The sequence below is a fragment of the Sphingobacterium sp. UBA6320 genome (genome assembly GCF_002440335.1).
Lineage (GTDB): Bacteria > Bacteroidota > Bacteroidia > Sphingobacteriales > Sphingobacteriaceae > Sphingobacterium.
Genome location: NZ_DJTA01000016.1, coordinates 83,651 through 104,441 on the forward strand (window position 1 = coordinate 83,651; position 20,791 = coordinate 104,441).

21 protein-coding genes are annotated in these 20,791 nt (G+C 35.1%); 9 read left to right on the plus strand and 12 right to left on the minus strand.

All coding sequences use genetic code 11. The features are described from left to right. Window positions 1-30: 30 nt before the first annotated feature. From purE to glyA, 8 genes are all read right to left on the minus strand, one after another. Window positions 31-540, minus strand: coding sequence for a 5-(carboxyamino)imidazole ribonucleotide mutase (gene purE, locus B3P23_RS09815; RefSeq protein ID WP_045753622.1), 510 nt, complete (start codon window positions 538-540; stop codon window positions 31-33). 5 nt (window positions 541-545) lie between these two features. Next, the gene (locus tag B3P23_RS09820; RefSeq protein ID WP_045753621.1) at window positions 546-1,688 is read right to left on the minus strand and encodes a 5-(carboxyamino)imidazole ribonucleotide synthase; all 1,143 of its coding nucleotides are present in this window, start codon (window positions 1,686-1,688) and stop codon (window positions 546-548) included. Between the two features lie 24 nt (window positions 1,689-1,712). Beyond that, window positions 1,713-2,216 carry an NADH-quinone oxidoreductase subunit B family protein gene (locus tag B3P23_RS09825; protein ID WP_349681560.1) on the minus strand — a complete coding sequence of 168 codons (504 nt, stop codon included), beginning with the start codon at window positions 2,214-2,216 and terminating at the stop codon, window positions 1,713-1,715. Next, window positions 2,213-2,758: an NADH-quinone oxidoreductase subunit A gene (locus tag B3P23_RS09830; RefSeq protein ID WP_293925555.1), complete on the minus strand. Its 546-nt coding sequence runs from the start codon at window positions 2,756-2,758 to the stop codon at window positions 2,213-2,215. The genes B3P23_RS09825 and B3P23_RS09830 overlap by 4 nt, the downstream gene beginning before the upstream one ends. A 296-nt stretch (window positions 2,759-3,054) precedes the next feature. Continuing rightward, window positions 3,055-4,392, minus strand: coding sequence for a signal recognition particle protein (gene ffh, locus B3P23_RS09835; RefSeq protein WP_293925557.1), 1,338 nt, complete (start codon window positions 4,390-4,392; stop codon window positions 3,055-3,057). 154 nt (window positions 4,393-4,546) lie between these two features. After that, window positions 4,547-5,230: a zinc metallopeptidase gene (locus B3P23_RS09840; RefSeq protein ID WP_045753618.1), complete on the minus strand. Its 684-nt coding sequence runs from the start codon at window positions 5,228-5,230 to the stop codon at window positions 4,547-4,549. Between the two features lie 218 nt (window positions 5,231-5,448). Then, window positions 5,449-6,039, minus strand: coding sequence for an RNA polymerase sigma factor (locus tag B3P23_RS09845; RefSeq protein WP_045753617.1), 591 nt, complete (start codon window positions 6,037-6,039; stop codon window positions 5,449-5,451). Between the two features lie 238 nt (window positions 6,040-6,277). Further along, a complete protein-coding gene (glyA, locus tag B3P23_RS09850) occupies window positions 6,278-7,549 on the minus strand; it encodes a serine hydroxymethyltransferase (RefSeq protein ID WP_045753616.1) in 1,272 nt (423 codons plus the stop codon). A 399-nt stretch (window positions 7,550-7,948) separates the two neighbouring features. Between glyA and B3P23_RS09855 the strand changes: the two genes are divergently transcribed. From B3P23_RS09855 to B3P23_RS09885, 7 genes are all read left to right on the plus strand, one after another. Then, window positions 7,949-8,302 carry a HesB/IscA family protein gene (locus B3P23_RS09855; protein ID WP_248754777.1) on the plus strand — a complete coding sequence of 118 codons (354 nt, stop codon included), beginning with the start codon at window positions 7,949-7,951 and terminating at the stop codon, window positions 8,300-8,302. A 239-nt stretch (window positions 8,303-8,541) separates the two neighbouring features. Next, the gene (gene ileS / locus B3P23_RS09860; RefSeq protein ID WP_293925562.1) at window positions 8,542-11,955 is read left to right on the plus strand and encodes an isoleucine--tRNA ligase; all 3,414 of its coding nucleotides are present in this window, start codon (window positions 8,542-8,544) and stop codon (window positions 11,953-11,955) included. 3 nt (window positions 11,956-11,958) lie between these two features. After that, complete coding sequence (locus B3P23_RS09865) at window positions 11,959-12,345, plus strand: TraR/DksA family transcriptional regulator (RefSeq protein WP_045753613.1); 387 nt, start codon at window positions 11,959-11,961, stop codon at window positions 12,343-12,345. 60 nt (window positions 12,346-12,405) lie between these two features. Beyond that, a complete protein-coding gene (locus tag B3P23_RS09870; protein WP_248754779.1) occupies window positions 12,406-13,056 on the plus strand; it encodes a lipoprotein signal peptidase in 651 nt (216 codons plus the stop codon). A gap of 63 nt (window positions 13,057-13,119) precedes the next feature. Further along, window positions 13,120-14,067: a M20/M25/M40 family metallo-hydrolase gene (locus tag B3P23_RS09875; protein WP_293925566.1), complete on the plus strand. Its 948-nt coding sequence runs from the start codon at window positions 13,120-13,122 to the stop codon at window positions 14,065-14,067. After that, window positions 14,067-14,984 carry an SDR family oxidoreductase gene (locus tag B3P23_RS09880; RefSeq protein WP_293925567.1) on the plus strand — a complete coding sequence of 306 codons (918 nt, stop codon included), beginning with the start codon at window positions 14,067-14,069 and terminating at the stop codon, window positions 14,982-14,984. Before B3P23_RS09875 ends, B3P23_RS09880 begins: the two co-directional genes overlap by 1 nt. 13 nt (window positions 14,985-14,997) lie before the next feature. Next, the gene (locus B3P23_RS09885; RefSeq protein ID WP_293925569.1) at window positions 14,998-15,525 is read left to right on the plus strand and encodes an acyl-CoA thioesterase; all 528 of its coding nucleotides are present in this window, start codon (window positions 14,998-15,000) and stop codon (window positions 15,523-15,525) included. A gap of 58 nt (window positions 15,526-15,583) precedes the next feature. Here the strand turns inward: B3P23_RS09885 and B3P23_RS09890 are convergent, their stop codons facing one another. The 4 genes from B3P23_RS09890 to B3P23_RS09905 all read right to left on the minus strand — a co-directional run bounded on the left by B3P23_RS09890 (window position 15,584) and on the right by B3P23_RS09905 (window position 18,068). After that, window positions 15,584-15,991: an EVE domain-containing protein gene (locus B3P23_RS09890; RefSeq protein WP_021188830.1), complete on the minus strand. Its 408-nt coding sequence runs from the start codon at window positions 15,989-15,991 to the stop codon at window positions 15,584-15,586. 9 nt (window positions 15,992-16,000) lie between these two features. Further along, window positions 16,001-16,351, minus strand: a complete 351-nt coding sequence (gldC, locus tag B3P23_RS09895; RefSeq protein WP_045753610.1) for a gliding motility protein GldC — start codon at window positions 16,349-16,351, stop codon at window positions 16,001-16,003. Between the two features lie 128 nt (window positions 16,352-16,479). Next, a complete protein-coding gene (locus B3P23_RS09900) occupies window positions 16,480-16,719 on the minus strand; it encodes a hypothetical protein (protein WP_293925573.1) in 240 nt (79 codons plus the stop codon). Next, window positions 16,719-18,068 (minus strand): DEAD/DEAH box helicase, encoded by a 1,350-nt coding sequence (locus B3P23_RS09905; protein WP_045753608.1) that lies wholly within the window; start codon window positions 18,066-18,068, stop codon window positions 16,719-16,721. The genes B3P23_RS09900 and B3P23_RS09905 overlap by 1 nt, the downstream gene beginning before the upstream one ends. Before the next feature lie 186 nt (window positions 18,069-18,254). Between B3P23_RS09905 and B3P23_RS09910 the strand changes: the two genes are divergently transcribed. Then, window positions 18,255-20,393 carry a S46 family peptidase gene (locus tag B3P23_RS09910; protein ID WP_293925574.1) on the plus strand — a complete coding sequence of 713 codons (2,139 nt, stop codon included), beginning with the start codon at window positions 18,255-18,257 and terminating at the stop codon, window positions 20,391-20,393. 127 nt (window positions 20,394-20,520) lie between these two features. Further along, complete coding sequence (locus tag B3P23_RS09915; RefSeq protein WP_045753606.1) at window positions 20,521-20,700, plus strand: hypothetical protein; 180 nt, start codon at window positions 20,521-20,523, stop codon at window positions 20,698-20,700. Window positions 20,701-20,791: the final 91 nt, after the last annotated feature.

A 20,791-nucleotide genomic window follows, 5' to 3' on the forward strand; every position in this document is an offset into this window, starting at 1 on the left:
CTTTTATTTTGTTATTATATTTAACGACTATTAAAAGGTCATTTTTTCGACTTCTTCAGCTGTTTCAATTACTTTTTCTGCCAAATCAGCTTTAAAAGCAATGATATTTTTTTCAATTGCTTTATCTTGAGTTCCAAGAATCTGAGCGGCTAGAATACCTGCATTTTTAGCCGCATTTAAAGCTACTGTAGCTACTGGAATACCATTGGGCATCTGTAAGATTGATAATACTGAATCCCAACCGTCGATCGAATTAGAAGACTTTACAGGAACTCCAATAACGGGCAAATGCGTAATTGATGCTACCATACCTGGCAAATGTGCGGCACCGCCTGCCCCTGCAATAATAACTTTCAATCCTCTTTTTGCGGCATCTTGTGCATAATCAAACATTCTCTGTGGGGTACGATGCGCAGAAACAATAGTCACCTCAAAAGGTACTCCTAATGTTTTTAATACATCTACCGCATCTTGCATAACAGGTAAGTCTGATTTACTTCCCATAATAATCCCTACTAAGGCTTGGTTCACTATTGACATATATCTTAAGCTTTTACTTTCAAAATTTCTTGTACTTTTCTTGCATTGCTGATCGCTAACTCTCGATCGTCATTGATGATACAAACGTGACCCATCTTACGGAAAGGTTTTGTAAATTTTTTTCCATACAAATGTACGTATACGCCCTCCATAGCTAAAATTTCTTCAACGCCTTCGTATTTTGCTAATCCTTCATAGCCTTCTTCACCTAACAGATTAATCATTACTGCATTTGTACGACAGCGAGTATCACCTAAAGGTAAATTGAAAATTGCTCTTAAATGTTGTGCAAATTGTGATACATAATTTCCTTCGATGGTTTGGTGTCCACTATTGTGTGTACGAGGTGCTAGTTCATTGACTAATATCTCTCCATCTTTTGTTAAGAACATCTCAACGGCAAGTAATCCGACTATCTGTAGATCATTGGCAATCTTTTTTGCTAGTTCTTCTGCCCGTTGCTGAATATCAAAACCATAAGTAGATGGGGCAATCAAAAATTCAACTAGATTCGCATCTGGATTGAATTCCATCTCTACCATAGGAAAGGTCGATACATCACCGTTATCATTTCTTGCGACAATGACAGCAATCTCTTTCTCAAAATCTACCCATTCTTCTATTAAAGATGGTTCATCAAAAGCAGTTTCTAAATCCGCTAATGAATTAATTTTCTTCACACCTTTACCGTCATAACCATCTTTACGAAGCTTCTGAATATAAGGTATACTTAAATTAGCATTATTCAGGTGCTCCTTCGTAGAAATCAGCTGAAACAACGAAGTAGGTATGTCATTTTGTTTAAAGAATTGTTTTTGCAAACCTTTGTCTTGTATCAATCTGATAATACGCGATTGAGGATAAACTAGAACACCCTCTTCTTCTAATTTTTCCAACGCATCCACATTGACCTTTTCAATCTCAATAGTAATCATATCGAGATCTTTTCCAAAATTGTATACGGTTTCAAAATCGCTCAAAGAGCCACATTCAAAACGATTGCATAATTTACGGCAAGGAGCATTCTTATCTGGATCAAGAATATGAACATTAACATTATAATTAATGGCCTCTTGAATCAACATTCGGCCCAATTGACCACCGCCAAGAACACCTAATTGCAAATCACCATAAAAATCTTTTCCCATGTCTATTTTTCTATATCTATTCTATTAAGCTTTCTGATTGAACAACTGTTCTCCCAGTAAACTTTCTTTTTCAATTTTCTTCTGTAATTCTATAAAAGCACCGATCAATGCTTCGGGCCTTGGGGGACATCCTTGCACGTATACATCGACGGGTATAACACGATCAACACCTTTGACTACGTGATAACCGTGTTGCCAATAAGGTCCTCCGCAATTTGAGCATGATCCCATGGAGATCACATATTTTGGCTCGGGCATTTGTTCATATAGCTTGCGGATACGATCTGCCATTTTGAACGTTACTGTACCTGCTATAATCATCACATCTGACTGCCTCGGAGAAGGACGAGGAAATACACCTAAACGATCCAAATCATAATTTGCAGCCATGGCTCCCATCATCTCAATAGCGCAACAGGCTATTCCAAAACTGATTGGCCACATCGATGATAATCTTGCCCAATTGAGTAGGTCATCCAATTTGGCAACAATAACACCATTATTCTGTATTTGACTTTCTAAACTCATGATGTTGCTCCTGGTTTTTTAAATCTCGGCTTAAAAGCTACTTTTGGAGAAGCGGATACGACATCACTCTTTGCTATAACTGCTTCTTCCTGCAGATCTTCTCTATGATTTCGCAATTGATAGGTTGCTTGGTTCAGCATATCATAAGCTGTACTTGGAATATTTACTTTTACATGTGGACGTTGATGAATCGGTTTTACCCATTCTAGATCACCTTTTACCCAAACAAAGATCAATCCTATGATCAATATACCGACAAATAATGCCATTTCAATTAATGTAAACCAACCCCACCTCCCATCGGCTGCGATGTATTCAGCTTGTCCAAAAACGGTCGCCCAAGGAAAAATAAAAATTAATTCGACATCAAAGAGTAAAAATATGAGTGCAATAACATAGAACCTAGGGTTGAATTGTACCCAAGAAGAGCCTACGGCATCTTCACCACATTCATATGTACTCAATTTTTGGGGTGTAGGTTTATTAACAGACAGTAATCGTGCTGCCATAATGGTCATCGCGACTAAAAATATCCCTATCAAAATTATGATAAGTATCTTTCCGTATTCCGATAATTGCCCGGGGTCATCCATTGTGTTACAAAGTTAAAAAATAATTCTATTACAATTAGTACTAAGTCTAAAATACAAAAAATAAATACGATTTGTAAAAGCCTAAAATTATAAATTTCATGTTTTTATGATTTCTGCATCTTCCCTTATCAGATCTGCAGAACTAAATTGGATATCTTTTTAGAATTTTACTAAATGACATTTAAAAAAATACCCTAAAAATTGTCAATTTTTAGGGTACAATGATTTAATAAATATGTTCTATCTTATTTCCCTGGCATTTTAGGCATATTTTTCATAAGTTTTGCTGCCATTGCAGGATTTGACATTTGTTTCATCACTTTACGCATGTCACCAAATTGTTTCATCAACTTATTTACTTCATTGATATCAGTACCTGATCCCTTTGCGATACGAATGCGTCTTTTTTGATCAATAGCATCCGGATTTTCTCTTTCAAATGGTGTCATGGAATCAATAATTGCTTCAATTGGTCTAAATGCATTATCATCTACTTCAATGTCTTTCATCGCTTTACCCACACCTGGTATCATTCCCATCAAATCTTTCATGTTACCCATTTTTTTGATTTGTTGGATTTGTGATTTAAAGTCATTGAAGTCAAATTTATTCTTGCGGATTTTCTTTTGAAGTTCAGCAGCTTGTTTTTCGTCAAATTGCTGTTGTGCGCGTTCTACTAAAGATACGACGTCACCCATACCCAATATACGGGAAGCCATACGTTCTGGATAAAACACGTCTAATGCATCCATTTTCTCGCCCGTACCTATAAATTTAATTGGCTTGTTGACAACAGATTTAATTGACAATGCGGCACCACCACGGGTATCACCATCTAATTTTGTCAAAACAACACCAGTGAAATCTAATCGATCATTGAAGGTTTTTGCAGTATTAACAGCATCTTGTCCTGTCATCGAATCGACAACAAAAAGAATTTCATGCGGTTGTGTAGCTTCTTTTACAGCTGTGATCTCCACCATCAAGGGTTCGTCAATAGCCAAACGCCCTGCTGTATCAATAATAACAACATTGTGTCCACTTCTCTTTGCTTCTTCAACACCTGCTTTTGCAATCGCAATAGGATCTGTTGAATGACGATCTACATATACAGGAACACCAACTTGGCCAGCTAACACTTCCAATTGATCAATAGCTGCTGGACGATAAACATCACCAGCTACCAATAATGGTTTCTTTCCTTTTTTATCTTTTAGATATAGCGCTAACTTTCCCGAGAATGTAGTTTTACCTGCTCCATTTAAACCAGCAATGAGTATAACTGTCGGATTTTTAGAAACTTCTAACTCGGTAACAGTGCCTCCCATTAATGCTGTCAACTCATCATTCATGATCTTAGTCAACAATTGTCCAGGTGAAATGCTTGTTAGTACGTTTTCTCCTAATGCTTTTTGTTTAACATCGTCAGTAAATGTCTTTGCAGTTTTATAATTCACATCGGCATCCAATAATGCCTTACGAATTTCTTTCATCGTTTCTGCAACGTTGATCTCGGTAATACTACCTTGGCCCTTTAAAACCTTAAAGGCTCTATCTAATTTATCCTGTAAGTTTTGAAACATGATAATTGTAAGTCTATGCTAATATAAAAAGCAAAGTTAAAAAAATTGTCGGAAGCTGAAGCATATAGAATTCAATTCCAAGCGTTAAACATAAAAAAAAGCGAATATTGATAAAAATATTCACTTTTTTATGCTGTAAGTATACTTAAAACAATTAATCTCTTCTTCCAAATAATAGGGAAGCATAATATAATAGAGTAACTAACGCACTTAATGCTGCTACTACGTAGGTCATAGCTGCCCATTTTAAGGCATCTCTGACACCTTCATCTTCTGCCGCACTATGTGTTACACCGTTGTTACTCAACCAAGCTTTTGCACGATTTGACGCATCAAATTCTACAGGTAGCGTCACGAAACTAAATATTGTTGTAATGGCTAGCGCTGCGACACCTATTGCTAAGACAATATAATTTTGTGAAAAGGCCATTAATATAACACCTAACATCAAAACCCATGATGTCAATTTTGAGGCGAAGCTCACCATTGGTACCATCGCTGATCTAAATCCTAACCATTTATATGCTGTAGCATGTTGCACAGCGTGCCCACATTCATGAGCAGAAACTGCAGCAGCTGCTATACTTCTGCCGCTGTAGACTTCTGGACTCAAATTTACCGTCTTATCAGCTGGGTTGTAATGATCCCCTAAACGATCGGGAATCGAAACGACTTGCACATCGTAGATACCATTGTCCGTCAACATTTTTTGAGCAATTTCCCCTCCTGTCAATCCACTTGTCAATGGAATTTCAGAATATTTTTTAAACTTATTTTTAAATCGGGTTTGTACGATCAGGCTCACCACCATGATCCCTATAAATAAAATCCAATACATAATATTTTCCTTGTTTTTGTAAATGCTTAATCAAAATATATTCCACCTTACCATAGTAGACAAAATTTCATACACTAATGTACTAAAATCATCCGCGAATCCATAATGGAACGATAAGTGAAACAAAAATATGACATTATTACAGATAAAGTTAAAATAAATGGGATGAACTTCTGCAGTTCATCCCATTTTACAAATTATTATTTTTTCAGTATGTCTTATCCGATCTGCAACATCAAACTTTGTCCTTCTATCATTTTTCTTAGGTTTGCCAATGCATAACGCATACGACCTAATGCTGTATTGATACTTACCTCAGTAATATCTGCAATATCTTTAAAACTCATATCACAAAAATGTCTCATAATTAAAACTTCTTTTTGATCATCTGGAAGTTTTTGAATCATTTTTTTCAAATCAATATCCCTTTGCTCCTTGAGCATTTTGGACTCTACATTTTCATCACTAAAGTCTAATACATCGAAAATATCAAATCCTTCGGTATTGACAATATTCGGAGCTCTTTTCTCTTTTCTGAAATGATCAATAATCATATTGTGTGCAATGCGCATAACCCAAGGTAAAAACTTACCTTCATCGTTATACTTACCGCCTTTTAATGTATTGATTACTTTTATAAAAGTTTCTTGAAAAATATCTTCTGCAAGATATTCATCTTTTACTTTCATATAAATGGAGGTATATATTTTAGATTTATAACGTTCTAACAAAGCTGCTAACGCTGTTTCTTTACCATCTAAATATATATGGATTAATTCTTGATCCGTTTTTTTATTTAAAACACTCATACTTCACCTATTTTTAGCAGTTACCAAATTAATTTAACTAAAACCTGTTCAAAAAAGTAAATGTATTCCGTATAGTAAGATATTTATGAAGTGATCAATTTTTGTATACTCAAAACAAGAGAAAATTATCGAGTAATCAAATTATTACAATATTATTTAAGACTTTTTAACATTTGCACAAAAAAAAGTGCCTTGATTCAACTCTAAGGCACTTTTCCACATAGCAATATGTTATATTTTATTTGTAAAGAGGGAATGCTGCCATCAATTCTTTTACTTTAGAATGGATTTTAGCAAGCTCTGAATCATTTGATGCATTTACAATAGCTGCATCAATTAGTTCTCCAATTTGGATAATCTCTGTTTCTTTGATACCACGTGTCGTGATCGCAGCTGTACCGAAACGAACACCTGAAGTAACAAATGGAGAACGAGAATCAAATGGAACCATATTTTTGTTTGTAGTAATACCTGCTTTTCCTAAAACAGCTTCTGCTTCTTTACCAGAAATATCTTTATTTCGTAGGTCTACCAACATCAAATGATTATCTGTACCACCAGAAATAATTTTATAATCTCTTTCGACGAAGAATTGTGCTAGAGTAGCCGCATTTTTCTTAACTTGAACAATGTATTCCATATATTCGTCAGAAAGCGCTTCACCATAAGCAATTGCTTTAGCTGCGATGGTATGCTCCAAAGGTCCTCCTTGTGTACCAGGGAAAACAGCTAGATCCAACAATTGTGTAATAGTACGAGTTTCGCCTTTTGGTGTTTTTACTCCCCAAGTATTTTCAAAATCTTTGCCAACCATAATCATACCACCACGAGGTCCGCGAAGGGTTTTATGTGTAGTTGTAGTTACGATATGACAGTGAGGAAGTGGATCATTTAATAATCCTCTTGCGATAAGTCCTGCTGGATGAGAAATATCGGCTAAAACTAAAGCACCAATTTCATCAGCAACTTTGCGGATTCGTGCATAGTCCCAGTCACGAGAATAAGCTGAAGCACCACAGATAATCATTTTCGGTTTTTCACGAAGTGCCGTTTCTTCTAATTGTTCATAATCAATTAGACCAGTTTCTTCTTTTACACCGTAAAACAAAGGTTGGTAAATTTTACCTGATAAATTCGCTGGAGAACCGTGCGTCAAGTGACCGCCATGAGATAAGTCAAGACCTAAGATTTTATCACCAGGTTTGATCGTTGCTAAAAACACAGCGGCATTTGCCTGTGCTCCTGAATGTGGTTGTACATTTACCCATTCAGCACCAAATAATTGTTTTGCACGATTAATTGCAATAGTTTCGATTTCATCGACTACCTCGCAACCACCATAGTAACGTTTTCCCGGTAAGCCTTCAGCATATTTATTTGTCAAAACTGAACCTGCAGCTTCCATAACTTGTTTTGAAACGAAGTTTTCTGATGCAATTAATTCGATACCTTCTTCTTGGCGTTTAAGCTCATCAGCTATCAAATTGAAAATGGCTTGATCTCTTTCCATTGTTTTAATCTAGTATAAAATATGAATATTATGATTTTAGTCTACAAAGATAGTATAATACTTAAAAAAGGCTTCACAAAACGCCCTTTATTATTACAAAATATCATAAAATCACCTTATTTATTAAAATATGACAAAATCAATATTCTTAATTCGTAACGAATTACTTCAACGTCATCAACAAGAAGACTTGAAGAAGCGACACAAGTTGTATAATAAAGATTATCGATATTGACATGTTAGGTCATCACAAATTTTTTGTCTGCTCGTTAAGTCCTGTTGCACAAAAGGTAAGGATCAGAATTATAGCAGTGTATAATCAATGTCATAAATTTGTAGCTCTCTTATTTTCTATTAAAATTATGTAATTTTGTTTAAGTTGGTTAAAATATTATCACGATGAGTACAGAGACTATAACAGAGAAAGCTCCTTTAACATTAACTGATGGAGCAATAAAGGAATTAAAAAAGCTGAAAGATCAACAAGAAATTTCAGATGATTTTGGATTACGTATTGGTGTTGAAGGTGGTGGTTGTTCTGGAATGAGCTATATTTTAGGTTTCGACCAGAAAAAAGAAGGGGATAGCGAATACAGTATTGCAGGAATTAGAGTTTTTATGAATAAAGCACACGGCTTATATCTGGCAGGAATGGAGGTTGACTTCAGAAATGGCCTGGATGCGCGTGGATTTACTTTCAATAATCCCAATGCCTCAAGTACATGTGGCTGCGGAAGCTCTTTCTCCGCATAAAAAATTAAAGATATAATCCAAAGCCCGATATTCGCTGGATATTGGGCTTTGTTGGTTTTACAAAAACTTATCTTCTGATCAATACCTAATGCTACAAATGTAGTTTTTTTGACTAAAAAGTACATTAACTCTGCGTCAAAGAGGAATACATATGCCTTAAAACTGTTCATTTTTTAACTTTCAGCTTTCAGCTTAATTGATTAAATTAGCGACCTTTAGAAAAAGATTACGAGACACCGATGTATAAAGAATATAAGCAGCTTAATTTGCCGGAAATAGGCAAAGAAATATTGACCCGTTGGGAACAGGAAAAAATATTCGAAAAAAGTATCACAAACCGTCCAGGAAATAAACCTTACACATTTTATGAAGGCCCTCCTTCGGCTAATGGTATGCCTGGTATTCACCATGTGATGGGTCGTACGATTAAGGATATCTTCTGCCGTTACAAAACTCTAAAAGGATTTCAAGTAAAACGTAAGGGTGGATGGGATACTCATGGGCTTCCAATCGAACTTGCTGTCGAAAAGAAATTGGGGATTACAAAAGAAGACATCGGTAAAAAAATAACTGTAGAAGAATACAATGATGCCTGTCGTACAGAGGTCATGAAATATACTGATGTATGGAATGATCTGACTACTAAAATGGGTTATTGGGTAGATCTTGAAAACCCATATGTGACATATGAAAATGAGTATATCGAAACACTCTGGTACCTTTTAAAAGAATTTTACAAAAAAGGCCTTCTCTATAAAGGGTACACTATACAGCCTTACTCCCCTGCTGCAGGTACAGGATTGAGTTCGCATGAATTAAATCAGCCCGGTACTTACAAAGATGTGAAGGATACTACTATTGTTGCTCAATTTAGACTCATCAACAATCAATTACATCCAGCAATCGGTACTCTGGTAGAAGATACAGCCGAGGATGTAGCTTTCATCGCATGGACGACTACACCTTGGACACTTCCGTCCAATACTGCTTTGATTGTTGGGAAAAAAATCTCTTACGTAAAAATTAAAACTTTCAATCAATATACAGGTGCACCAGTTTCTGTTATACTGGCAAAAGATTTAATTTCAAAACATTTCAAAGCTGAAGGAAAAGACGCTTCGTTTCAAGATTATAAATTAGGGGATAAAGTTATCCCTTGGGAAGTGGCCGCAACTGTTACAGGTGAGGAGCTTGTTGGTTTACGTTATGAGCAATTAATGCCCTATATTACTTCAGATGAACTGCAAGAAAGGGCTTTCCGTGTAATCCCAGGTGATTTTGTAACTACAGAAGATGGTACGGGTATCGTACATGCTGCTCCTACTTATGGTGCAGATGACTTTAGAGTAGCTAAAGAACAAGGTGTACCCGGAATTTTGATTAAGGATGAAAATGGAAAAGAGGTTCCAACAGTAGATCGTACTGGTCGTTTTGTAAAAGAAATTACTGACTTTGCTGGTCGTTTTGTGAAAGAAGAATATTATTCGGATGCTGAACGTGCTGATAAAGATTTCCGTCCTACTGATGTACTCATTGCAATTAAACTAAAAGAAGACAACAAGGCTTTTGATGTCAAAAAATATGAACATACATACCCACACTGCTGGCGTACAGATAAACCGGTTCTATACTATCCATTGGATAGCTGGTTTATTAAATCTACAGCAGTTAAAAATGATCTAGTTGCTCTTAATAAAACTATTAATTGGAAACCTGAGGCAACTGGCACAGGGCGTTTTGGTAATTGGTTAGAAAATTTAGTTGACTGGAATTTATCACGTTCTCGTTACTGGGGTACTCCACTTCCAATCTGGCGTTCTGAAGATGAAAATGAAGAAATATGTGTAGGCTCTATGCCTGAATTAAAGGCTTTATTAGAGGCTTCTTTATTGTCAGATGTTTTAACAGAAAAAGAAAAAGAAACAAACAAATCATACTTAGATAAATTCGGAACGGAACAACTTGACTTACACCGTCCGTATGTAGATGATATCATCTTTGTATCCGATGCGGGTCAAAAATTATTCCGTGAACCTGACTTAATCGACGTTTGGTTTGATTCTGGTGCTATGCCGTATGCACAATGGGGTTTAGATTACGAAAAATTAGCAAAAGGAGAAGCGTTACCATTCAAAGATGGATATAAAGAAGCATTTCCTGCAGATTTTATTGCAGAAGGAGTAGATCAAACACGTGGTTGGTTCTTCACACTGCATGCGATATCAACGATGCTTCAAAAATCAGTTGCTTTTAAGAATGTCGTATCTAATGGTTTAGTTTTAGATAAGAATGGAAATAAAATGTCTAAACGTCTTGGTAATGGTATTGATCCATTTGCAACGTTAGATAAATATAGTGCTGATGCTACTCGTTGGTATATGATCAGTAATGCATCTCCGTGGGATAACTTAAAGTTTAACGAAGAGGGATTGGACGAGGTACGTCGTAAGTTTTTTGGTACTTTATATAATACATATGCTTTCTTTGCTTTATATGCGAATATTGATAAATTCAGTTATGCGGAATCAGATATCGAGCTAGCGAATCGTCCTGAAATCGATCGTTGGGTAATTTCATTATTAAATAGTTTAACGAAAGAGGTAGATGAGTATTATGCAGAATTCGAACCTACAAAAGCCGCTCGTGCAATACAAAATTTTGTTGATGAGCATCTAAGTAATTGGTATGTTCGTCTTTGCAGACGTCGCTTTTGGAAGGGCGAATATTCGGAAGATAAAATATCTGCCTACCAAACACTTTTTACATGTCTGGATACCATTGCAAAGTTAATGTCTCCGATATCTCCTTTCTTTTCAGATCAATTATACTTGGATCTGAATAACGCAACAGGAAAAGAAACTTTTGAATCTGTACATTTAGCTAATTTCCCAATATATCACGAGCAATTGGTTGATAAAGATTTGGAAGAACGCATGTCCTTGGCTCAAGATATCTCATCATTGACGCTGTCACTGCGCAAAAAAGTAGGCATCAATGTTAGACAGCCCTTAAATAAAATATTACTTCCAGTATTGGATAATAGTTTCCAAGAGCGGGTTGAAAAGGTAAAAGATTTGATACTTTCGGAGACTAATATCAAAGATATTCAATTCATTACGGATACTACAGGTATCATCAAGAAAAAAATAAAGCCAAATTTCAAAGCTCTTGGCTCGAAAGTTGGTAAAGACATGAAGTTAGTGTCTGCAAAAATCAATGCGCTTTCTATGGAAGAGGTTGCGAAATTGGAACGTGATGGCGAAATAATGTTAGCCGATACGCCGTATACGATCCAATTAACTGATGTAGAAATTATAGCAGAAGATGTTGCGGGATGGCAGGTCGCTAATTTAGCTAAATTAACCGTTGCGCTAGATATTCATATTTCTGACGAATTAAGACAAGAAGGATTGTCTCGAGAGTTGGTTAACCGTATCCAAAACCTAAGAAAAGATAAGGGTTTTGAAGTTACTGACCGTATCGTTGTTTTCGTTAGTAAAGATGCTGATATTGAGCAAGCCACGAATAAAAATTTATCTTATATTTGTACCGAAATTCTAGCGGATTCATTGAAATTCGAAGAATCACTAACCACTGGAGATAACATTGATATCGATGGTAAGGAATTGAATGTTTTAATCGAAAAAATTTAAATTATGGCAACTAATAACGAAAAGACACGCTATAGCGATTCAGAGCTACAAGAATTTAAAAGCATTATTTTAGAAAAATTAAGAATAGCAAAAGAAGAACTTTCAGCATTGACTGCCTCACTTAACAATAGTGATGCAAATGGTACAGATGATACTGCAGGAACCTATAAAACACTAGAAGATGGTTCTGCGACTTTGGAAAAAGAACAAACAAATCAATTAGCAGCGCGTCAACGAAAATTTATAGACAATTTGGATGCAGCTTTAGTGCGTATTGAAAATAAAACATATGGTATCTGTAGAGAGACCGGAAAATTGATTCAAAAGGAAAGATTGAAAGCTGTCCCGCACACTACATTAAGTATTGAAGCTAAGAATAAGCAGTATTAATATTATTTAAATACAAAAAGATAATGGTCTTTACTGTCGGTAAAGACCATTTTTACAACTATGAAAGGCTATACTAAACCCGTAATTTTAATAATTCTAGTTCTTTTAATTGACCAAATATCAAAACTATGGGTTAAATTAAATATGACCATCGGTCAAAGCTATGAAGTGATTGGTAAATTTGTACAAATTCATTTCATAGAAAACAATGGGATGGCGTATGGAATGGAATTTGGTGGAGAATTTGGAAAACTCATGCTTACTCTTTTTCGTATTATCGCTGTTGGAGCAATCGGCTATGGTCTACATTACATGGTTCAAAAGAAATATAATAGAGGATTTATTCTCAATATTGCTTTAATATTTGCAGGAGCACTTGGGAATATAATTGATTCTACTTTCTACGGTTTAATCTTTAGTGAAAGTACTTGGTATGACAAAGCGACCTTATTCCCTTCGGGTGGTGGTTATGCAACTATTTTTCATGGAAAAGTAGTGGACATGCTTTATTTTCCGCTTATTGAAGGTACCTTTCCCTCTTGGCTACCAATTTGGGGTGGTCAGGAATTTTTATTTTTCCGACCTGTATTTAACATCGCTGATTCTGCAATATCGGTGGGCGTAATTCTGATTCTACTTTTTCAAAAAAAATACTTTAAAGAAGAAAAAGAAGAAAAAACAAGTATCCATAGTGAAATTGTAGAAGATTAAAAATGACTTCCTTAAGTCTTGAAAATTCAAGGCTTTTTTTATTCAATAACAATAGTTAAGACAATGAAATTAGAAATGAAATGGGCAATATTGGCACTTCTAACTATTTTTAGTTTACCCAGCATTGCTCAATATAGCAATCCAGATTTAGTAAAAAAACATATTCATTACCTTGCAAGTGATAAAATGAAAGGTCGAGGTACAGGTAGTAAAGAAGTCTTTAAGGCAGCTGACTATATCGAAAAATATTTTAAAAAACTTAAACTACAACCGCTAGGTGAAAAAGGATTTCGTCAATCGTTTGAAGCTAAAGTCTGGAAAGTTAAAGTGAGTGACAGCATTCGTAAGGCAGATAATATCATTGCATTTTTAGATAATGGTGCACCGCTTACTATTGTTATTGGCGCTCATTATGATCATTTAGGAACTGGTCATCAAGGAAGTTCAAAAGATTCATTAGGTGTTGGTAAAATACATAACGGAGCTGATGATAATGCTTCTGGAGTAGCTGGTTTATTGGAGTTAGCACGCTACTATAGCACAAATAATATAAAGGAAAGTCATAATTTTCTATTTATTGCATTCGGTGCAGAAGAATTAGGATTAATAGGATCCAAATATTTTACCGAACACCCTACCCTACCCTTAGATAACATAACTGGCATGTTGAACATGGATATGATCGGAAGATTAAATCCTGAACAGGGTGTTGCTGTAATCGGATATGGTACAAGTAAAAAGTGGCCAGAAATCTTTGAAGGCATTGCTCCAAAGATTAAGTTCTATACAGGTCATGACGGAAATGGTGGTTCAGATCAAACCTCTTTCTACAAAAAAAATATTCCTGTTTTGTTTTTCCACACCGGTGGTCACCCAGATTATCATATGCCAACAGATGACCCAGATAAAATTAATTACACTGGATTGAATGGTATCATTGATTTCGAAGTCATGGTTATCAACAATATGTTAAGACAAAGTGGAAAACTAGAATTTCAATTCACAAATTAATGATGGTTTCCAACAAAGTGTTAATAACGGGTTCTAATGGTTTTTTAGGACAAAAACTGATTGATCGTCTTAGTAAAGACAGTAGCTACGATACTTTTGCAATCTCTATGCATGAAAATGAGAATCCAAATAAGGAAAATTATCATTTTCAACAATTGGATTTAATGAATTCGGAACTTCTAAATAACTATTTATCAGAATTTAAACCTAACTATATCATACATACTGCGGCTATCACAAGTGTTGAAGCATGTGAGGCTGATCAGGCTAAGTGCCAGAAGATGAATGTTGATGTTGTCGAAAAGCTAGCCCAATACTGCAAGCAATCAAATGCTTTTTTAGTACAGTTATCCACAGACTTTGTGTTTGATGGAAAAAATGGTCCTTATAAAGAGGAGGATTTGGCTCAGCCATTGAGTGAATATGGGAAGAGCAAGTTACGTTCTGAACAAGTTATCCACAATACGGGATGCGCCTATGCAATTTTAAGAACTATACTAGTATATGGAATAAATGCAAACCCAAAACGCTCTAATTTAGTACTTTGGGCAAAAGAAAAACTATCTAGTAAAGAATCAATAAATGTAGTAAAAGATCAGTGGCGTATGCCAACTTTTGTTGATGACTTGGCAGAGGCATGTATTTTAGCAATTAAAAAACGTGTAACTGGGGTTTTCCACATTAGCGGAGAAGAAATGTTTACAATTGCAGAAGCTGTTTACCAAATTGCGGATTTTTGGAAACTGGATAAATCTTTAATTTTTGAATTAACAGCTTCAGAAATCAATCAATCCGAAAATCGTCCTCAGAAAACTGGTTTTATATTATCAAAAGCAAAATCAATCTTAGGTTATAAACCGACTCCCTTCAAAATGAGTTTAGAAATAATTGATCAACAATACGGAATCTTCCGTTAATAATAAAAAAGAGATGAAGGATAAATGTGCAAAAGAATCGACTACAGTAATGAATGAATTGGTATTGCCAAACGATACCAACACTTTTGGAAATTTGATGGGTGGTAGGTTGTTGTATTGGATGGATATCTGTTCGGCTATGGCTGCTCAGAAACATTGTAACAGTCCAGTAGTGACGGTATCTGTTGATAACGTATCGTTCAAAAGATCTATTCGATTAGGAGAAGTGGTTACTATTGAGGCTAAAGTGACACGTGCTTTTAATACGTCAATAGAAGTAAGAATGGAAGTATTTGCTCAAAACTTACCTTTGGGTACTAAAGAGAAATCCAACGAAGCATATTACACTTTTGTAGCTATAGATGAACATGCGAAACCGCAACCTATTCCAAAAGTTATTCCTGAAACGGAATTGGAACATAGGCTCTATGACGAAGCCATGAGACGCCGTGAGTTGCGCTTAATCTTAAGTGGTAAACTAGACCCCAATAAAGCGACAGAATTGAAAAACCTAGTCAATCTATTTGATCATAAAGGTTAATTTAAAAAGCCTCAAATTTATCATTTGAGGCTTTTTAAATCTAATTGGGAGTCACATATTACTCACTCCCTAATGCGACTATACGATCAAACTCTTCGGCTTTTAGTGGCATCACTGATAATCTTCCTTGACGAACTAAAGCAACATCTTGAAGAAATTCATCAGCTTTTATCTGTTCAAGAGTGACCGATTTTTTGAATGTTTCGACTGGAGCTAAATCAACAACAACCCATTTCGGATCTTCAGTTGTGGGATCCTGATAATATTCTTTTACAACTTTTGCTATACCTACTACTTCTTTGCCCTCATTACTATGGTAGAATAAAACAAGATCACCTTCTTTCATTGCTTTGAGATTATTACGTGCTTGATAATTACGTACACCATCCCAAAAGGTTTGACCATCCTTGTTAAATTGTTCCCAACTGTATTTAAAGGGTTCTGATTTGACCAAAAAGTAATTCATATTAAAAAATTAGTTTTGTTGCTCTAATACTTCCATTTTATCCGCAAAATGTGCACAGTAGTCACGTAAATCAGCGATGACTTTCTCTGCCATAGGATCTCCTCCAGAAGAACGAAGAAATGAATCACCTAATGTTTGTAATGTTTCGTAAAAAAAACGTTTCATTTCATCATAAGGCATATCTTTTGTCCACAAATCGATACGCATTGAATTTTTATATGCTGAATCCCATAATGCTAAAAACATGGCTTTTGCAGGTAGTTCATCAGAAGATTCACCATCATTTGAAGACCAAGTTATTGTATTTGGAACATTGGTTTCGTCCAATTCAATCTGTAATTTTATTTCTGCTTTTTTCATTATAATATTGTTTGTTTTAATAATGAGTGAATGCTGATCGCTGTATTTAACAGCTCTTTTCACTCGGTTTTAAAGCCTATGAATATATTAAAAGTATACCCATTTATAAATGCTATGTATAAATGGGATTATGTTATTTTTATGATCAAAGTCAATATCGCTACTGCTACTATAAAAAATAATTCATAAAGCCATAACTTATTATCTTGTTTGACAATAACACGAAAGAAAATATCCACGAATAGAAGTACAACAAGTAAGCTGATGAGTGCTGTAATAGTTAGCAACGGATTTCCGTCTGCCATATCTTCTACAAAATACCAAGCTATCAGGCATGCCGATACAATATTAATGGGTGTTAGTCTCACTATTTCGTTCTATAATTTCTTTTAGTCGAAGTTTTAGGACCCTTTTTATTGGATTTAAACCCTGAAGCACGTTGTGATGCTTTTGCTTCTTTCTGTTTAATCACAAATTTCTTTTCGTGAAAAGCTCCTTTAAAATCTGGATCATCTTTTCGCTTTTGATTGTCAATTTCTTTAGCAATGATTTGACGTTCGAAATAAGGAGTTTCTTCTACAAAAACTTCATCTGGTAAAGGTGCAACATCTACAGATTGGCGCATTAACTTTTCAATTTTTCTGAAATAATGCTTTTCTGCATCATTACAAAAAGTAATAGCATCGCCAGAATTAAATGCACGTCCGGTACGTCCGATACGATGAACATAATCTTCTGTAACAATGGGTACTTCGAAATTAATAACATGGGACACATTGGTTACATCTAATCCACGGGCAGCTACATCTGTGGCTACTAAGATCCTAATATTTCCTTCTTTAAACGCATTAATAGAGTTAATTCGAGTATTCTGACCTTTGTTGGCATGGATGACACGTACTTGATCTTTTCCATATTTACGTTCTAAAAAAGCGAAAACATTATCTGCAACTGTCCTCGTTTTACAAAAAACAATTAAACGGTGAAATGACTCATCATCTTTCAATAAATGTTGTAGTAAATTTAACTTTGTCTTTTGATTAGGAACAAAATAGACCCTTTGACTTACTGTGGAGGCTGGTGTTGCTTGTTCAGAAACTTCCACAATAGTAGGGAAAGCTAAAAAATCACCAGCAATTTTACGAACCAGTTCGCTCATTGTTGCTGAAAACAATAAATTCTGTCTTTTACGGGGTACGACTTCTAAAATACGGTGAAGTTTAGAAATAAACCCCATATCCATCATTTTATCGGCTTCATCCATTACAAGAAATTTCAACGATTTTACGTTGATATGTCCCTCTAAGTATAAGTCCAAAAATCGACCTGGTGTAGCTACAATGATATCTACTCCTTTTTCAAGATTTTCAATTTGGGTTTTAGGTCCTAATCCGCCGTATAATACTACCGTACGTAAATCAAGGTATTTAGAAAATGTTTGAATATTTTCCTCGATTTGCATCGCAAGTTCTCGTGTTGGCGACAAAATCAATGCACGTGCATCTTGCCCCTGTGCATATTTCAATTTCATTAATATAGGTAAGACAAATGCAGCAGTCTTCCCAGTGCCAGTTTGTGCTACTCCCATGATATCTTGACCAGCAAGAATTGGTGTAATCGTTTTTTCTTGTATTTCTGTTGGAACCGAATAACCTGCCTCTTCAATTGCGTTCAAAAGCTGCTTATTCAATTTAAAATTTTCAAATGTTTGCTGCATTTTACAAAGGTAATGAAAAGCATTCACTTGCTTATCCTATGCTTTAAATGATTCTGAGATTGACGTAAAATTGACATAACTATTTCATTATTATTCAAAAGTAGCTGTTGCATAAGCTACATTTTGAATTCAAGCAGAATTAAACCACCTTTGTAGTAAATAACTAAACTTTTTTATCAAGTTTGTATGAAAAAATTATGGATCTTATTGCTGCTTATTACAGCAAGTTTGACCACATTTGCTGATGAAGGAATGTGGTTCTTAATGCATTTGAAGCGCCTGAATGAGGCTGATATGCAAAAGAAAGGATTGAAATTGACTGCTGAAGAAATTTACAGTATCAACAATTCTAGTTTAAAAGACGCAATCGTACAATTCAATGGTGGTTGTACTGCTGAAATTGTTTCTGATCAGGGATTAGTATTCACAAACCATCACTGTGGTTATGGAGCTATCGCCGAACTTTCGACTCCTGAAAATGACCACTTAACCAATGGTTTTTGGGCGAAAACAAAATCAGAAGAGCTCAAACCTAAGTCGTTATTCGTTCGTTTCTTTGTTCGTATGGATGATGTTTCAAAAAGAATCTTATCGTTAGTAAATGATAAGATGTCTGAATCTGAACGTCAAAAAATCATTAATCAAGAAATTGCTAAAATCGAAAAAGAGAACAGCGAAAATGGCAAGTACATCGTGAACGTAAAATCATTTTACAATGGAAATGAATATTACTATTTTGTTTATCAAGATTTTAACGATGTTCGATTGGTAGGAACTCCTCCTAACAGTATTGGTAAATTTGGTGGTGACACAGACAACTGGGAGTGGCCACGTCACACTGGTGATTTTTCTATTTTCCGTGTCTATGCTGACAAAAATGGCAATCCCGCAGAATATGCTAAGGACAACGTTCCTTTGAAACCAAAGCATTTTTTACCAATCAGTTTAAAGGGCTTTAAAGAGGGTGACTTTGCTATGATTTTAGGTTACCCTGGTCGTACAAACCGTTGGATGCCTGCTGGTGGAATTGATCAGAATGTAAAATTTGCATATCCTGCTTGGGTTGAAGCTTCTAAAACAGGAATGGATGCGATGAAAAAATACATGGACAAAGATCAAGCAGTTAAAATTAACTATGCTTCTAAATATTCTCAAGTCGCCAATTACTGGAAAAATCGTCAAGGAATGATCGATGCTTTAACTTTACATAAAACTGCCATTACTAAAGCGCAGGATGAAGCAAAATTCAATAAATGGGCTAATAAAAAAGAAAATAAAGAACAATATGGCGACGTTATTGCTACAATCAATGCTTATTATGCCGCAACAAACGAGAAGGCACGTCATGACAACTATTTAAGTGGCATGCTCCGTTCTAGTACCTTGGCAGCATTGCCGTACTCTATAGGTAGTGGTCTAGATATGTATGTGAAGTCGAATGAAGCAAAACGTAAAGAATTGTTACCAAGATTACAAGCAGCTATTGCATCTGGCTACGAAAAAATGTACTTGCCTCTTGAGGAAGATGTTTTAATTGATGAACTAAACCTATATGCAAAAAAAGCTGGTAACATCGCGCCTTACGTTTCAGAATTGGCAAGCAAAAACAATAATGATTTAACTTCGTACATTCGTGAGGCTATCAAAAATAGTATTTTTGCATCTGAAGAACGTTTGAATAACTTTTTAAGTAATCCTACAGCCATTGCATTAGACAATGACCCACTCTACAAATTATCTTCAGCTTTATTAAATAAATATCGTGAATCTGCAATTGCGGATAAAGATGCTACAGATAAATTTGAAGCAGCACATCGTAAATATGTAGCTGGTGTATTGGCTTCAAATCCAAAAGGTAAATTTTATCCTGATGCAAACAGCACGTTACGTTTAACGTATGGTTCTATTAAATCACTACCTGCAGATAAACGTAATGACGCGGCAGAGAACTACTATACGACTTTAAAAGGTACAATTGCGAAGTACAAAAAAGGAGACGAAGAGTTTGATTTACCGCAGCGATTGATCGATCTGCAGAATAATAAAGATTATGGCCGTTACGCTGATAAAGCTGGTTATCTCCCTGTTAACTTCCTAAGTGATAATGATATTACTGGTGGAAATTCGGGATCTCCTGTAATAAATGGAAATGGTGAATTAATTGGCTTGGCTTTTGATGGTAATATCGAAGCAATGGCAGGTGACGTCATTTTTGATCACAAATTGCAACGCACAATATCTGTTGATATTCGATATGTTCTTTTTGTTATTGACAAATTTGCTGGAGCGACCAATATCATAAATGAATTAAAAATTGTAGAATAATAATATTTTACAATTTTTAACAGATTTTTTTCAGAAAAAATATTTTCTATTAAATTGGTTTTTGTATATTTATTGTGTTAATTAGAGTAATAAACAGGACCATAAAACTAAAATTATAATTATTAAAATGGAAAACTACGTAAAATTAAAAGAGTTAGTAGCATCAATCGAAGCAGATGCAGACAAATTTTTCAACAATGGTAACTCTGCTGCTGGTACTCGTGTACGCAAAGGATTACAGGACATTAAAACATTAGCACAAGAAATTCGTAACGAAGTTACTGCTAAGAAAAATGATGGTAAATAATTATTATTTATCTTAATCAAAATAAAAGGCGCTTTAAAAGCGCCTTTTATTTTGATATTATTTTTTTATATTGTAGTGTCCTAGAATAGGT

Excerpts from the sequence above, each read along its gene's own strand:
- purE (WP_045753622.1), bottom strand. The coding sequence starts at position 540 with ATGTCAATAGTGAACCAAGCCTTAGTAGGGATTATTATGGGAAGTAAA.
- B3P23_RS09820 (WP_045753621.1), bottom strand. The coding sequence starts at position 1,688 with ATGGGAAAAGATTTTTATGGTGATTTGCAATTAGGTGTTCTTGGCGGT.
- B3P23_RS09825 (WP_349681560.1), bottom strand. The coding sequence starts at position 2,216 with ATGAGTTTAGAAAGTCAAATACAGAATAATGGTGTTATTGTTGCCAAA.
- ffh (WP_293925557.1), bottom strand. The coding sequence starts at position 4,392 with ATGTTTCAAAACTTACAGGATAAATTAGATAGAGCCTTTAAGGTTTTA.
- B3P23_RS09840 (WP_045753618.1), bottom strand. The coding sequence starts at position 5,230 with ATGTATTGGATTTTATTTATAGGGATCATGGTGGTGAGCCTGATCGTA.
- B3P23_RS09845 (WP_045753617.1), bottom strand. The coding sequence starts at position 6,039 with ATGAGTGTTTTAAATAAAAAAACGGATCAAGAATTAATCCATATATAT.
- glyA (WP_045753616.1), bottom strand. The coding sequence starts at position 7,549 with ATGGAAAGAGATCAAGCCATTTTCAATTTGATAGCTGATGAGCTTAAA.
- B3P23_RS09855 (WP_248754777.1), top strand. The coding sequence starts at position 7,949 with ATGAGTACAGAGACTATAACAGAGAAAGCTCCTTTAACATTAACTGAT.
- ileS (WP_293925562.1), top strand. The coding sequence starts at position 8,542 with ATGTATAAAGAATATAAGCAGCTTAATTTGCCGGAAATAGGCAAAGAA.
- B3P23_RS09865 (WP_045753613.1), top strand. The coding sequence starts at position 11,959 with ATGGCAACTAATAACGAAAAGACACGCTATAGCGATTCAGAGCTACAA.
- B3P23_RS09870 (WP_248754779.1), top strand. The coding sequence starts at position 12,406 with ATGAAAGGCTATACTAAACCCGTAATTTTAATAATTCTAGTTCTTTTA.
- B3P23_RS09875 (WP_293925566.1), top strand. The coding sequence starts at position 13,120 with ATGAAATTAGAAATGAAATGGGCAATATTGGCACTTCTAACTATTTTT.
- B3P23_RS09880 (WP_293925567.1), top strand. The coding sequence starts at position 14,067 with ATGATGGTTTCCAACAAAGTGTTAATAACGGGTTCTAATGGTTTTTTA.
- B3P23_RS09885 (WP_293925569.1), top strand. The coding sequence starts at position 14,998 with ATGAAGGATAAATGTGCAAAAGAATCGACTACAGTAATGAATGAATTG.
- B3P23_RS09890 (WP_021188830.1), bottom strand. The coding sequence starts at position 15,991 with ATGAATTACTTTTTGGTCAAATCAGAACCCTTTAAATACAGTTGGGAA.
- gldC (WP_045753610.1), bottom strand. The coding sequence starts at position 16,351 with ATGAAAAAAGCAGAAATAAAATTACAGATTGAATTGGACGAAACCAAT.
- B3P23_RS09905 (WP_045753608.1), bottom strand. The coding sequence starts at position 18,068 with ATGCAGCAAACATTTGAAAATTTTAAATTGAATAAGCAGCTTTTGAAC.
- B3P23_RS09910 (WP_293925574.1), top strand. The coding sequence starts at position 18,255 with ATGAAAAAATTATGGATCTTATTGCTGCTTATTACAGCAAGTTTGACC.
- B3P23_RS09915 (WP_045753606.1), top strand. The coding sequence starts at position 20,521 with ATGGAAAACTACGTAAAATTAAAAGAGTTAGTAGCATCAATCGAAGCA.